The organism is Sphingomonas chungangi (genome assembly GCF_013778325.1).
GTDB classification, from domain to species: domain Bacteria; phylum Pseudomonadota; class Alphaproteobacteria; order Sphingomonadales; family Sphingomonadaceae; genus Solisphingomonas; species Solisphingomonas chungangi.
Window position 1 is genome coordinate 356,814 of the sequence record NZ_JACEIB010000027.1, and the last position, 12,626, is coordinate 369,439.

Genomic DNA, 12,626 nt, shown 5'->3' on the forward strand with positions numbered 1-12,626 from the left:
CCGTCACCTAATGGCGGGGGGCAGTGAATGCAAATATAAAGATGTCTTTATATCCGTCTTGAAACCGTCATGCGTGGCCGCTGCTGGCCGAGAGCAGGCGCACGTCGATCCCGCCGGATGCGAAGGCGGCCGTCCAGCGATGGCCGACCTCGCGCTCGAATAGCAGGGCATCGTTTCCGGGCACGCCGAACCAGCCGTTGGAGAGCAACTCGTCGTCGAGCTGCCCCGCCCCCCAGCCGGCATAGCCCAGCGCCGCCAGCCATTTGCGCGGGCCCCGCCCTTCCCCGATCGCGCGCAAAACGTCGAGCGTCGATGTCAGCCGCCAGAGGCCGGCGACATCGATGCTGCCTTCGCCCTCCCAATCCTCCGAATGGACGACGAAACCGCGATTCTGCTCGACCGGCCCGCCCATGAAGAGCGGCGCGTCGGGCGCGACGCCGGGATCGAGATCGAGTTGCCGCATCAACGTGTGCAGCGTGATCCCCGCGACATGGTGGCCGATGCCGATGCCGAGCGCGCCCTGCTCGTCATGGTTGCACATCGCGATCACGGCGCGTTCGAAGCGCGGATCGGTCATGCCGGGCATGGCGAGCAACAGCTGGCCGGTGAGAAAGCGAGGGCCGTCCATGGGATTCGGTGTAGCGGCATGTCCCGAAGCGGTCCACTTTCCGGCGGGATCGCCCGCTTGTTCATGCAATGTCAGCGATTCGGCGTGCTATATTGGCAGAAGATGAGCCCGCTTCCCGCCGTATCCGTGATCATTCCGGCCTGGGGTGTCGCTCACCTCGTCGGTGAGGCGCTGGTGTCGCTCCAATCGCAGGGCTTTGAAGATTGGGAAGCAATCGTCGTCGATGACGGCGATCCGACGGTAGAGCCTGCCGTCGCGCCTTACACGGAAGGCGATCCGCGCATCCGCTTCGTGCCGAGCCCGCGCGGCGGCGTGTCGGCGGCACGCAACCACGCGCTGAAAGCAGCTCGCGCGCCATTGATCGCTCTGCTCGACGGCGACGATCTCTACATGCCGGGCTATCTCGAGCGGATGGTGGGTGCGATCTCGGCCGATCCGGCGCTCGGACTGGTAACGTGCGACGCCATCTTCACCGGCCAGACGACGCGCGCCGGCCGGCGCTTCTCCGATTATTCGGCGCAGGACGGCGAGCGCAGCCTTGATGCGATCATCGCACGGCGGTTCAACATCTTCATCGCCTCGATCATGCGTCGCGAGGTGATCGAGACCGTCGGCGGCTTCGACGAGGAGCTTGTCGCGGCCGAGGATCTCGATCTGTGGATCCGGATCGCCGAAAGCGGCTGGCCGATCGGCCGGGTCTCCGATCCGCTGGTGCTGTACCGCCGCCGCCCCGGCTCGCTCTCCACTTCGACGCTGAAGCTGCGCCACGCCGCCGCCATGATGTACGACAAGGCGGCGCTGCGCCTCGCCCATCGCGCCGAAGCCGCCACCGCCGCAGCCATGGCGGCGGCGATGCGCGACGAGGCGGGCTGGGTGGAAGGCGAAGATCTCGTCATCGCCGGGAAGACTCGCGACGGCCTCGCGATGCTCCGACTGTCCCACGCCGAGCGCCGCTCACCACGCTGGCGCATGATGATGCCGATCTTTTCCGCTATGCCCCCGCTCGCCCGCCCCGTGCTTGCCTGGCGCCGCCGACAGGAGCTCGCTGAAGGGTAAGGGTTGGCGCCGCCGCCGGGCTCGGCTAGGCCGTCGCCGAACCAAAGCCCCAAGGAAAGGACGCCTGCCATGACCATCCAGATCGGCGACACGCTTCCCGACGTGACCTTCACGACGATGACCGAGAGCGGCCCCGAGCCGGTGGGCAACGACTTCTTCGCCGGCAAGACGGTGGCGCTGTTCGCGGTGCCCGGCGCCTTCACGCCGACCTGCTCGGCCAAGCACCTGCCCGGATTCATCGATAAGGCCGACGAGCTCAAGGCCAAGGGCGTGGACGCCATCGCCTGCACCTCGGTCAACGACGTGTTCGTGATGGGCGCCTGGGGCAAGTCCAGCGGTGCCGAGGGCATCACCATGCTGGCGGACGGCAACGGCGCCTTCGCCGAAGCCGTGGGCCTCACCATGGACGGCTCCAAGTTCGGCATGGGCACGCGCTCGCAGCGTTACTCGATGCTGGTCGAGGACGGCGTGGTGAAGCAGCTCAACGTCGAGGGTCCGGGCGAGTTCAAGGTCAGCACCGCCGACCATATGCTCGGCCAGCTCTGAGGCCTCTGGCGGTCGGGCTCCCGGTCCGGCCGCCTCAGCCGGCCGCGCGTCGCGGCATCACTGCATAATCGAATTTGGGCTGGCGGCCCGATTCCGCCGGCACGAAGCGCGGCGGCGCCAGCGTGATCCGGTCGCGCCCGTCCATCTTCGATGCATAGAGCGCCTGGTCGGCGCGCTGCATCATATCGGCCAGCGTGTCGTGCCGGCCGGCGAGAACCGCGACACCGAAGCTCGCGGTGATGCGATAGTCCGGCCCGAGCTCCGGCACGGCGGCGGCGAAACCGGCGCGGACGCGCTCCATCGCCTCCATCGCCGCGCGGTCACCGGTATCGGGCAGGACGAGCACGAACTCCTCGCCGCCCAGCCGGCCGAACAGGTCGCAACCGCGGATGACGCTCGTCACATGGGTGGCGAAGCGCTGGAGCGCGAGATCGCCGAGCGAATGGCCGAAGCGGTCGTTCACCGCCTTGAAGCGATCGATGTCGGCGATCACCACCGCCAGCGGCCGCCCCTTGCGCTGCGCCTGCGCGAGCAGCGGCAGCGCCGCCTGCTCGAACCCGCGCCGGTTGAGGATGCCCGTCAGCGGATCGCTGCCAGCCAATCTCCGCATCCCCTCCGCCAGATCGGCTGCAAGCAGGAACATCGCGAACAGACCGACCCCGAACAGGCCGGTCGGCACGCCCATCAGCATCATCAGCCGGTAGAGGCGGAAGGCGGGATCCTCGGTCGGATAAGCCGAGCCGGTCGGCGTGCACAGCGCCAGCGCGCCGAGCGCGGTCGTGTAGGCGGCGAAGAGCACGAGCATCCAGAAGGCCGCGCCGCCCGTGGCGAGCCGTCCGTTGCGCGCCCCGGCACGTAGCGACATCGCCGAGACGACCAGCATGGCAGCGCAGAACAGAACCACGAGCGCGCGCGTGAAGCCGGCCTCGTTCGATCGCAGGATCGCCGCGCCGGCGAAGAAGACGGTGACGCTCGCCGCCGCCATGATCGCATCCCACCGCAGCGCCATCCCGGCGCGACGCCGAAACCCCAGGGCAATCAGCGCAAAGCTGCCGATCGAGCAGATCGCGGAGATCAGGGTTAGACCGGAATTGGCGGGCAGCAACCAAACCTTGAGCAGGTTGGCCGCCCAGTTGGCGGCGGACAGGCCATAGGCCAGCGACCATAGCGCCGCATGCGCTTCGCGCCCGAAGGCGCGCCAGGCGACGGCGAGCGCAATGCTGAGCAGCAAACTCGTCGCCACCAGGCTGAAGAGGACGATCACCGCGGATTCCATCCCCGGCTCTATCCGGCCATCCTCGTGAAAGATTTGCTAAATTCCCAGGCGATTTCGCCCGATCGTGCAATTACCCCGCGAGGAATCGCGCCATCGCCTCGCCCAGCGCCTTATTTGTTACGGCGCTCATATGATTTCCAGGCACGATCGCGAACTCTCCATGGGGCAGCGCATCGGCGAGCGACTCGGCCGAACCGTTGTCGTCGTCATCCTTGCCGGAGACTACGAGGACAGGCGCCTCGGTGGCACGGATCGCCTCGATCGGCGTGTCGACGAAGGTCTCCAGTACGTGGAGCAGCGCGACCGGATCGCCGCCGGTGGTCTTGAGGAAAGCCTCCGCCATCCATTCCGGCGATCCGCGCTCGAACGTGCCGAGATGGGTGAGGATATTCCGGAAGTGCCCGCCCCGCCCGACCGCGTTGACCGTGCCCTGCAGGCCCATGCCGCCGCAGATCGCCTTGGCGGGTTTCGCACCCCGCACCAGCATCCGCATCGTCGTGCGTCCGCCAAGCGAATAGCCGCCGAGATCGTAATCGGTGAGGCCGAGATGCTCGATCAGCGCGAAGCCGTCGTCGGCCAGCGCATCCTTCGGATAGGCGGCGGGATCGTGCGACTTGGTGCTGTCGCCATGGCCACGCAGGTCGGGCATGATCACGCGATAGCCCTCGGCGGCGATCCGTTCGGCGTGCCCATAGCGCAGCCAGTTGACCGTCGCGGTCGAGAAGAAGCCATGGATCAGGACGAGCGGCCGCCCCTCACCCAGTTCGCGATAGGCGATCTCCTCACCATCGAAGCTTTTGAAGCGGCGGACGGGCAGGTCAGTCGGGGAGCTTGCCAACGGCGTTCATCCAGCGATCGACGGCAGCGGCATGTTCGTCCAGCCGCTTGCCGGGCAGGTTTGTGACGTCCATCCACGCCTCCAGCGCCGTCTCGATCGAGAAGTTGGAGGTGGGGCGGAAACGGGCGGGGTCGTCGAACGAGCCGACGGTCAGGTCCATATTCTCGCTGTCGAGGAATTGGAAGCCGAGCGGCGTGCCGCATGCCGCGCAGAAGGGCCGCTTGGCGATCGGCGAGGACTGGTAATAGTCCGGCGGCGACGCGGTCCAATCCACATCGGCCTGCCGTACATTCTTGAACGCGATCGAGACGCCGCCCGTCGCCCGCTTGCAGTAATTGCAGTGGCACAGATAGGCCTCGCCGTCGGCGACCTTCACCGCATAGCGTACGCGCCGGCACTGGCAGCCGCCGGTCATGATATCGGTCATCGCCGCTCTCCTTCGCCCGCAGGATAATCCGGTTGGGAAATTTCGCCAATCGCGCCAGCCCTTGGCGATATTCACCAATCGGAAAGCTTGAGCGCCCTAGAGGAGCGCCCGCATTCGGGGGGTTTTCGGCATTTGGCACGAAGCCTGCAAAACACCCGGCATGACCGCGGGAAACCCCGCCCGATGCATGGAGTTGAACCGATGTCCGCTTATCAGACCCAGACCGACGCTCCGGCCGCCAAGGACAACCTTCTGGGCATCTGCCATGCGATCGGCGAGGATTTTGGCTTCAACCCGATCTTCCTGCGCATCCCGCTGGCCGTCGCCATCATCTTCAGCGCCAAGTGGACGCTGATCGCATACGCCGCGATGGGCATCGCCGTGCTGGCGAGCCGCCTGCTGATCCGCAAGCCGAAGGCGCCGAAGATTGCCGCCCCGGTCATCGTCGAAGCCGTATCGTCCGTCCACGGTTCGCGGCCGGCCGAAGAAATGGCGATCGCCGCCTGAGCGACCTTAACCGCCCTGCAGCGCCGCGATCATCTCCTCGGGAGAGCCGATCTCGGCCCAGGCCGGCACGCCTTCGGGCAGCGTGAACCAGCGCTGCCTGAACGCCGTGTAGATGTGGAAGGCGCATTCCAGCTCCTCCGACCGATCCAGTGTCCCGGCCCGCACCACCGCGATGCCGGGGCGCCGTGTATTGGTGTTGTAGAGGCGCCCGTGGCACTCGCCGCAGACATGCTGGGTGCTGGTGCGGTCTTCGGTCACTTTCTTGAAGCTCACGACGGGACCGGTCAGCGCAATCACGCTTTCCGGAACCATCGCCTGCAGGCTGAACGCGCTGCCGCTCCACCGCTGGCACTGGTGACAATGGCAAGCATAGCCGCGCGGCAGGTCGTCGATCGCCAGCGTGTAGCGTACCGCGCCGCAACGGCATCCTCCGGTGATCGGCATCTTTTGCTCCTGCCCATGCAATGACGGTTGCCGCCTATAGCGCGATCTGAAAGGATCGCCGAGATTCGAGCTGAAAGGGGCAGTCATGAAACGGTGGGCAATCATCGGCGCGTTGCTGGCAACGGCTTCGGCACAGGCGCAGAGCCCGGACGAGACTGCGATCAGGGGGATCGAGGCGCAGCAGGAAGCCTCCTGGAACGCCCACGACATCGTCGCCTGGACGCAGCCCTACGCGCCGGACGCCCAGTTCGTCACCGCCTTCGGCCTGTGGTGGAAGAGCCACGACGAGATCCAGCGCAAAATGGGTTGGGCCTACACCAATCTGTTCGCGCAGAGCCGCATCCATGCCGACCAGATCGAGGTGACGAGCGTGACGCCGGATGTGGCCACCGTCCACATCGCCTGGACGCTAGACGGCGCCAAGGGGCCGGACGGCGGCGATGTCGGTACGGTGCACCTCATACAGAGCCAGACGCTGCGCAAGGCGGGCGGCCAGTGGCAGATCGTCTCGGCGCAGGACACGGCGGTGATCTCGCAGCTGCCGACGGCGGCGCAGCCGGTTGCGGCAGCACCTCCCGCCCCGCCCGCCAAGCCGAAGCACTGCTTCCTCGCCCGCGCCAATGGCGACTGCGTCATCGAGAAGAAATAGAGCCTCTAGCTGGCAAGATCGACGATCGACACCGAGAATTTCGACGAGCGGCACCGCTCCGCCAATCTTCGATCCGCCGTAGCAAGGGCCACATCGTGCACCTGCGCAACGGCAAGATAGATGCAATCATAGACAGGATGGTCCAGCGCCACGGCAATCTCGAACGCCTTGTCCATGTAGGACGCGGCCGGAACGAGCGACACGATCGTCGGCAGGATGCGCAGGGCATCGGAAGCTTGTTGAACTGCGGTCTCGCCTCGCCGGACCTTCTTCCACAGTACATTGCCGAACTCGGCGAGAAGGAAATCAGGGGCGAGCAGGCCCCTTTCCAGAAGAGCCAAGGCAGCATCGGTGCCGCCCCCCGCCTCACCGTCTTCCGGCACCACCCATTTGACCGCGACGCTCGCGTCCACCACGAGCATCAGCGGTCGCGATCTTCCCGCACGAGTTGCGAAGCGGGCGTCTGGGCGACGCCCTTCGGCGCCATCGCCCGAATGCGGGCCAACTCGTCCAGCACATCCTGCCGCCGCCTCCCGATCATCGGCCGCACTCGCGCCAAAGCCTCTCGGAGTTCTGCTTCCAGCGAGCGCTGGTTGCGCTGCGCTGCCTCGCGATAGTCGGCGATGAGCGAGTCATCGAGATTACGGATCAGCACCTGTCCCATGAGCCGATGCTATCATAGCGATAGCATCGGCTCAACTGGATAGATCAGGCCGCCTTCTTCAGATGGCGACGGCCGAGCAGCTCGGCGATCTGCACCGCGTTCAGCGCCGCCCCCTTGCGGAGGTTATCGGACACACACCACAGAACCAGCCCGTTCTCCACGGTCGGATCCTCGCGCACACGGCTGACGAAGGTGGCGAAGTCGCCGACGCACTCGACGGGCGTCGTATAGCCGCCGTCCTCGCGCTTATCGATCAGCATCACGCCGGGCGCCTCGCGCAGGATGCGCTGCGCATCCTCGGCAGAAAGCTCGTTCTCCATCTCGATGGTGATGGCTTCCGAGTGGCCGACGAAAACCGGCACGCGCACGCAGGTAGCGACCACCTTGATCTTGGGATCGAGGATCTTCTTGGTCTCGACCACCATCTTCCACTCTTCCTTGGTGAAGCCGTCGTCGAGGAAGGAATCGATGTGCGGAATCACGTTGAAGGCGATCTGCTTGGTGAACTTCTTGGGCTCGGCGACGTCGCCGACGAAGATGTTGCGGCTCTGCTCGAACAGCTCGTCCATGCCCGCCTTGCCCGCGCCGGAGACCGACTGGTAGGTCGAGACCACCACCCGCGTGATCTTCGCCGCATCGTGGATCGGCTTCAGCGCCACCACCATCTGCGCGGTCGAGCAGTTCGGGTTCGCGATGATGTTCTTGCGCGCGTAGCCGTCGATCGCCTCGGGGTTCACCTCGGGCACGATCAGCGGCACGTCCGGGTCCATGCGGTAGAGCGACGAATTGTCGATCACCGTGCAGCCCGCCTTGGCGAAGCGCGGCGCGTGGATCTTGGTCGCCTCCGATCCGATCGCGAAGAGCGCGATGTCCCAACCCGCCGGATCGAAATGCTCGATGTTTTTCACCGTGAGCATCTTGCCGGTATCGCCGAACTCGACCTGATCGCCGGTGGAGCGCGAGGATGCGACTACCGCGATCTCGTCGATCGGAAACTCGCGCTCGGCGAGAATGGCGAGCATCTCACGCCCGACATTGCCCGTAGCACCAGCGACCACGACACGGTAACCCATCTTACTGCTCCAATATGCCTTCGTCTTGCGCAGGATTGCGCGGGCGGCATAGCGCGGCATGGCATTTTGTCCATCCCGGCCATCCGTGGTAAAACATCGTTGCGGCCAAGCTGGGCTTGCACGATCGCCGACGGGCGACGCCCCGTCCCCGACCGATGGAGATATAAGAACGCTGTAGGAGAGTCGCCATGGTAGCCGTATCCGCACCCGCATCCTCCGTGTCGCCGCCGGCGGTGCCGATCAGACGGATAGGCCCGGCCGACATCCGCATCGCGCTCAGCCTCGGCTGGGGCGATTTCCGGGCAATGCGCGGCGACATCCTGTTCGTGGCGTTGATCTATCCACTGGTCGGGCTGGTGACGGCCTTCCTCGCGCTGGACGGATTGCCGCTGCATCTCTTCTTCCCGCTGGCGGCGGGGCTGTCGCTGATGGGCCCGCTGGTCGCGGTGGGCTTCTACGAACTGGCGCGGCGGCGCGAAGCGGGGCTGGAGAGGGGCTGGAGCCACTTCTTCGATCCGCTGCGCAGCGCCTCGATGGGCTCGCTTCTCGGCATCGCGATCGGCATGATCATGCTCTTCGGATCGTGGATCTATTTCGCCGGCGCGATCCACGACGCCTTCATGACCAACGTGCCGCCACCGAGCGTCGGCGCTTTCCTCACCCGGCTGTTCGGCACGGAGCAGGGCTGGGAGATGATGATCGTCGGCAACCTCGTCGGCCTGGCCTATGCGATCGTCACGCTGGCGCTGACCTGGGTGGCGATGCCGATGCTGGTCGATCGGCCGACCGACAGCTGGACGGCGATCTCCACCTCGCTGCGCGCGATGGCCGTCAACCCGGCGATGGCGGCGCGCTGGGGCCTGACGGTCGCGGTGCTGCTGATGCTGGGATCGATCCCGGCGTTCGTGGGGCTGGCCGTGATGCTGCCATGGCTGGGATATGCCACATGGCATCTCTACACGCGGGTCGTCGATCGGGAGGCCTGGGCGCGATCCTGATACGAGGGGAGCCGCGTGCGGACGAAGCTGAGCGTTTGCATCAGGAAGAAGCGGTTCTCTTCCGAGGATGACGCGGCGCGATCGGCGCGCGCCGCCAATTTCCCCTTGCGGCCCTATCGCTGCGATCGGTGCGATCGCTACCACCTGACCAGCCGGACCAAGGGCAAGCGCAAGCTTGGTTCCGGCTAGCGGGACCCAGCCTCAGCCTACTCCCCCAGCACCTTCTCGTCCAGGAACCGCTCGATCGTCTTCTGGACGTGCGCCTGCCGCCCTTCACCCGCGATATGGTGGGTCTGGCCGACATAGAGCATCATGTCGAACGGCGTGTCAGTCTCCTGCAACTTGTTGATCAGCGCCGCCGAGTTCTCGAACACGACGTTGTCGTCGGACAGACCATGCATGAGCAGAAGCGGTGTCTTAATCGAGGGCGCGTCGGCGATCGCGTCTGAGGTCGCGTAGGTCTTCGGATCGGTGAGCGGGCTGCCGAGATAGCGCTCGGTATAATGGGTGTCGTAGAGTTCCCACTTGGTCACCGGCGCGCCCGCGATGCCGGCGGCGTAGAGGCCCCGATCTTTCTCCAGCATCTTGAGCGTCATATAGCCGCCATAGGACCAGCCGAAGATCGCGATCTTCTTCGGGTCCACGAACGCCTGCTGCTGCAGCCAGCGCGCGGCGGTGGCCTGGTCCTCCACCTCGACCGTCCCCATCGCGTGGTAGATCTGGTCCTGGAAGGCGGTGCCGCGGTTGGGCGAACCACGATTGTCGATCTGGAAGTAGATCCAGCCCTTCGACACCCAATATTGCGCCATCGGCGCCATCCACGCCCGCTTCACCTGCTGCGATCCGGGGCCGCCATAATGCTCGAAGAACACCGGGTAGCGCTTGCCCGCCTCCAGCTTCGGCGTGATCATCTCGTAATAGATCGTGGAGCCGTCCGCCGCCTTCATCGTGCCGTAGGTGACGGGGCGATGCGCCGCCAGAAAGGGCGCGTAGGGATGGCTCGCATCGAGCCGGTTCTCCTCGATCCACGCGATCCGCTTGCCGGTGGCATCGGCGAGATAGACCTGCGGCGGCTGGCTCGGCGAAGAGCGGGTGACGACCATCCGCGTCGCCGCCTTGTCCATCACCGCCTCGTTCCACCAGCCGCGCTCGGTGAGGCGCTCGGGTTCGGCGGGGTTGAGATAGTCGATCGTGTAGAGCTGGCTTTCCAGCACATCGTCCTTGTTGGCGGTGAAGAACAGGCGGTGGCTCGCCTCGTCCACCCCGATCAGGCCGGCGTGGGCGGACTGGCCGTTCATCTCCACCGACCAGTCGCCGTGGGTGAGTTGCGTCCACTGCCCGTTCGCGAAGCGGTAGAGATGCAGGAAGCCGCTGCGCGCCGATCCCCAGATCAAGCTGCCGTCCTTGAGCGGCTTGAAGTCGTCGTTGAGATCGATCCAGGTCCTGGATGTCTCGCTGAACAGAACCTTCGCCGCGCCGGTCGCGGGATCGACCGCCAGCATGTCGAGCCGCTTCTGGTCGCGCGTCTCGCGCTGGACGTAGAGGGTGCGGCCATCCGGTGCCCAGTTCACGCGGGCGATGTAGATGTCGGGATCGGAGTCGAGATCAACCTTTACCGCCTTGCCCGTCGTCGGCGAGATGATGCTGAGCGCAACGGTGACGTTGAGCGTGCCGGCGGCCGGATAGCGCTGGTCGAACGTCTTGGTCCCGTCCGCCCCGATCGCGGCGCGGGTGACGACCTTCACCCTGACCTCGTCATAACATTCGACCGCGACATGGGCGTCGTCCGGCGACCACCAGGCGCCTTCGGTGCGATCCATCTCCTCCTGCGCGACGAACTCGGCTGTGCCGCAGGTGACGGTGCCGCCGCCGACGCTGGTGAGCGGGCTCGCCTTACCGCTCGCCAGATCGAGCGCGACGAGATTCTGGTCGCGCACGAAGCTGACGTAATGGCCGGCCTCGGAAACATGCGGATCGAGCACCGCCTCGCCGCTGGTCAGCTTGCGCACCTTGCCGTCGAGCGTCGCCAGATAGAGATCGCCGTCGATCGGCACGAGCAGTGCCTTGCCGTCCGGCGCCCAGTCATATTCGACGATGCCTTCGGTGCCGCCGACCCGCGCCCGCTCGCGCCGCATCTTCTCCGCCTCGCTGAGCGCGGCACCGGAGCCGACCTTCTTGCTGTCCACCAGCATCTTTTGCGCGCCGGTCGATGTGTCGACCGCCCAGAGATCGAAGCGGTCGCGATCGTCGGCGCGCGGCTTGAGCAGGGTTACCCACTTCCCGTCCGGCGAGAGCTTGAGCTGGCGGGGTGTCGGGCCGGAGAGCGAGGGGCTCGCGAAGATCCTGTCGATGGTGAGCGGCTGTTGCGGAACGGGCGCGGCGGCGAGGAGCAGCGGCAAAGCCGCGAGGAGGAGCGAACGCATGCCCCACTCCCTATCCGTTCGCCCTGAGCTTGTCGAAGGGCTGTCCTTCCTCTTTCAGCGTGGCAAAAGGAAGGACAAGGCTTCGACAAGCTCAGCCCGAACGGAGTAAGGTCGGGATACGATGAAGAGGATGACGATGGCCCATCGATTGCTTCCCGCGCTCGCTCTCGCCCTGTTCGCGACCATGCCGGCCTGCGCGAAGCCCGCCCCGGCCGCGCCCGCCGCAACGCGTTTCTCGATCGGCAAGGTGAAGTTCGTAGCGCTGCGCGACATGAGCAACGTCGTGCCCAATGACGGCAGCGTGTTCGGTGTCGGCGTGCCGACCGATCAGGTGGCCGCCGTGCTCAAGGCGCATGGTGCTGCGACCGACCAGATCCCGCTCGGCGTCGATGCGCTGCTGGCGATCCTGCCGGGCCATGTCGTGCTACTCGACACGGGGTTGGGGCCGAAGGTCGGCGGCGTGCTGCCGCTCAGCCTCGCCGAGGCGCATGTCGCGCCCGCTAGCGTCACCGACATCCTCATCACCCACAGCCATGGCGACCATATCGGCGGCTTGCTGACCAGGGTGGGCGGCCTCGCCTTCCCCAATGCGACGATCCGCATGTCGGCGCCCGAATGGGCCTTCCTGCAGGCCAAGGGCAACAAGGCGATGCTCGACGCGATCCGCCCCAAGGTGCAGCCGTTCGAGCCGGGCGCCGAGGTGGTGCCGGGCATCCGTTCCGTGCCGCTGCCGGGGCATACGCCAGGCCATTCCGGCTACCTGATCGGGATGGGCAAGGATGCGCTACTGGATATCGGCGACACAGCGCATTCGTCCATCATCTCGCTGGCGAAGCCGGACTGGACGATCGAATATGACACCGATGCCGACGAGGGACGCTCCACGCGCAAGGCGGAACTCGCGAAGCTCGCCGCCGGCCACCAGCGCATCTTCGCGCCGCACTTCCCGTTTCCGGGGGTGGGCTACGTGGTGAAGGCGAGGGATGGATACAGTTGGCAGGCGGATATGCCCAAATAACCCATCCCGTTCGTGCTGACGAGCCGCTGAGCCTGTCGAAGCGGCGTCTCGAAGCACGGTCGCAGCGCATACCCTTCGA

The 12,626-nt window shown here is 66.0% G+C and carries 15 protein-coding genes; 6 read left to right on the plus strand and 9 right to left on the minus strand.

Annotated features, from left to right (window positions below; genetic code table 11):
* Positions 1 to 67: 67 nt before the first annotated feature.
* Entirely contained in the window at positions 68 to 628 is a 561-nt protein-coding gene (locus tag HZF05_RS19535) for a YqgE/AlgH family protein (RefSeq protein WP_160364153.1), read from the minus strand.
* A 102-nt stretch (positions 629 to 730) separates the two neighbouring features.
* On the opposite strand from HZF05_RS19535, the gene HZF05_RS19540 reads away from it, so the two are divergent.
* Together HZF05_RS19540 and HZF05_RS19545 are read left to right on the plus strand one after the other, a co-directional pair.
* Positions 731 to 1,684 (plus strand): glycosyltransferase family 2 protein, encoded by a 954-nt coding sequence (locus tag HZF05_RS19540; RefSeq protein ID WP_160364154.1) that lies wholly within the window; start codon positions 731 to 733, stop codon positions 1,682 to 1,684.
* Positions 1,685 to 1,753: 69 nt separating this feature from the next.
* Entirely contained in the window at positions 1,754 to 2,230 is a 477-nt protein-coding gene (locus HZF05_RS19545) for a peroxiredoxin (protein WP_160364155.1), read from the plus strand.
* A gap of 34 nt (positions 2,231 to 2,264) precedes the next feature.
* Here HZF05_RS19545 and HZF05_RS19550 read toward each other — a convergent pair whose 3' ends face one another.
* The 3 genes from HZF05_RS19550 to HZF05_RS19560 form a co-directional block, all read right to left on the minus strand.
* A complete protein-coding gene (locus HZF05_RS19550; RefSeq protein WP_160364156.1) occupies positions 2,265 to 3,506 on the minus strand; it encodes a GGDEF domain-containing protein in 1,242 nt (413 codons plus the stop codon).
* Between the two features lie 70 nt (positions 3,507 to 3,576).
* On the minus strand, positions 3,577 to 4,344 hold the full coding sequence (locus HZF05_RS19555; RefSeq protein ID WP_160364157.1) for an alpha/beta fold hydrolase: 768 nt from the start codon (positions 4,342 to 4,344) through the stop codon (positions 3,577 to 3,579).
* Positions 4,325 to 4,771: a GFA family protein gene (locus HZF05_RS19560; RefSeq protein WP_160364158.1), complete on the minus strand. Its 447-nt coding sequence runs from the start codon at positions 4,769 to 4,771 to the stop codon at positions 4,325 to 4,327. The genes HZF05_RS19555 and HZF05_RS19560 overlap by 20 nt, the downstream gene beginning before the upstream one ends.
* A 201-nt stretch (positions 4,772 to 4,972) precedes the next feature.
* On the opposite strand from HZF05_RS19560, the gene HZF05_RS19565 reads away from it, so the two are divergent.
* The gene (locus HZF05_RS19565; RefSeq protein WP_181638925.1) at positions 4,973 to 5,278 is read left to right on the plus strand and encodes a PspC domain-containing protein; all 306 of its coding nucleotides are present in this window, start codon (positions 4,973 to 4,975) and stop codon (positions 5,276 to 5,278) included.
* Between the two features lie 6 nt (positions 5,279 to 5,284).
* On the opposite strand, the gene HZF05_RS19570 is transcribed toward HZF05_RS19565, so the two are convergent.
* Positions 5,285 to 5,722: a GFA family protein gene (locus tag HZF05_RS19570; RefSeq protein ID WP_160364160.1), complete on the minus strand. Its 438-nt coding sequence runs from the start codon at positions 5,720 to 5,722 to the stop codon at positions 5,285 to 5,287.
* A gap of 85 nt (positions 5,723 to 5,807) precedes the next feature.
* On the opposite strand from HZF05_RS19570, the gene HZF05_RS19575 reads away from it, so the two are divergent.
* Positions 5,808 to 6,371, plus strand: a complete 564-nt coding sequence (locus tag HZF05_RS19575; protein WP_160364161.1) for a YybH family protein — start codon at positions 5,808 to 5,810, stop codon at positions 6,369 to 6,371.
* A 5-nt stretch (positions 6,372 to 6,376) separates the two neighbouring features.
* Here the strand turns inward: HZF05_RS19575 and HZF05_RS19580 are convergent, their stop codons facing one another.
* Genes HZF05_RS19580 through HZF05_RS19590 form a run of 3 tightly spaced genes read right to left on the minus strand, consistent with a single transcriptional unit; the run spans position 6,377 to position 8,108 of the window.
* On the minus strand, positions 6,377 to 6,793 hold the full coding sequence (locus tag HZF05_RS19580) for a type II toxin-antitoxin system VapC family toxin (RefSeq protein ID WP_160364162.1): 417 nt from the start codon (positions 6,791 to 6,793) through the stop codon (positions 6,377 to 6,379).
* Positions 6,793 to 7,035 (minus strand): FitA-like ribbon-helix-helix domain-containing protein, encoded by a 243-nt coding sequence (locus tag HZF05_RS19585; protein WP_181638946.1) that lies wholly within the window; start codon positions 7,033 to 7,035, stop codon positions 6,793 to 6,795. Before HZF05_RS19585 ends, HZF05_RS19580 begins: the two co-directional genes overlap by 1 nt.
* Before the next feature lie 44 nt (positions 7,036 to 7,079).
* Complete coding sequence (locus tag HZF05_RS19590) at positions 7,080 to 8,108, minus strand: aspartate-semialdehyde dehydrogenase (RefSeq protein WP_160364163.1); 1,029 nt, start codon at positions 8,106 to 8,108, stop codon at positions 7,080 to 7,082.
* 188 nt (positions 8,109 to 8,296) lie between these two features.
* Between HZF05_RS19590 and HZF05_RS19595 the strand changes: the two genes are divergently transcribed.
* Positions 8,297 to 9,106 carry a DUF2189 domain-containing protein gene (locus HZF05_RS19595; RefSeq protein ID WP_160364164.1) on the plus strand — a complete coding sequence of 270 codons (810 nt, stop codon included), beginning with the start codon at positions 8,297 to 8,299 and terminating at the stop codon, positions 9,104 to 9,106.
* Positions 9,107 to 9,312: 206 nt separating this feature from the next.
* On the opposite strand, the gene HZF05_RS19600 is transcribed toward HZF05_RS19595, so the two are convergent.
* The gene (locus tag HZF05_RS19600) at positions 9,313 to 11,529 is read right to left on the minus strand and encodes a S9 family peptidase (RefSeq protein ID WP_160364165.1); all 2,217 of its coding nucleotides are present in this window, start codon (positions 11,527 to 11,529) and stop codon (positions 9,313 to 9,315) included.
* Positions 11,530 to 11,665: 136 nt separating this feature from the next.
* Here HZF05_RS19600 and HZF05_RS19605 point away from each other — a divergent pair, with 136 nt between their 5' ends.
* Positions 11,666 to 12,547, plus strand: a complete 882-nt coding sequence (locus tag HZF05_RS19605; protein WP_160364166.1) for an MBL fold metallo-hydrolase — start codon at positions 11,666 to 11,668, stop codon at positions 12,545 to 12,547.
* The last annotated feature ends 79 nt before the right edge of the window (positions 12,548 to 12,626 follow it).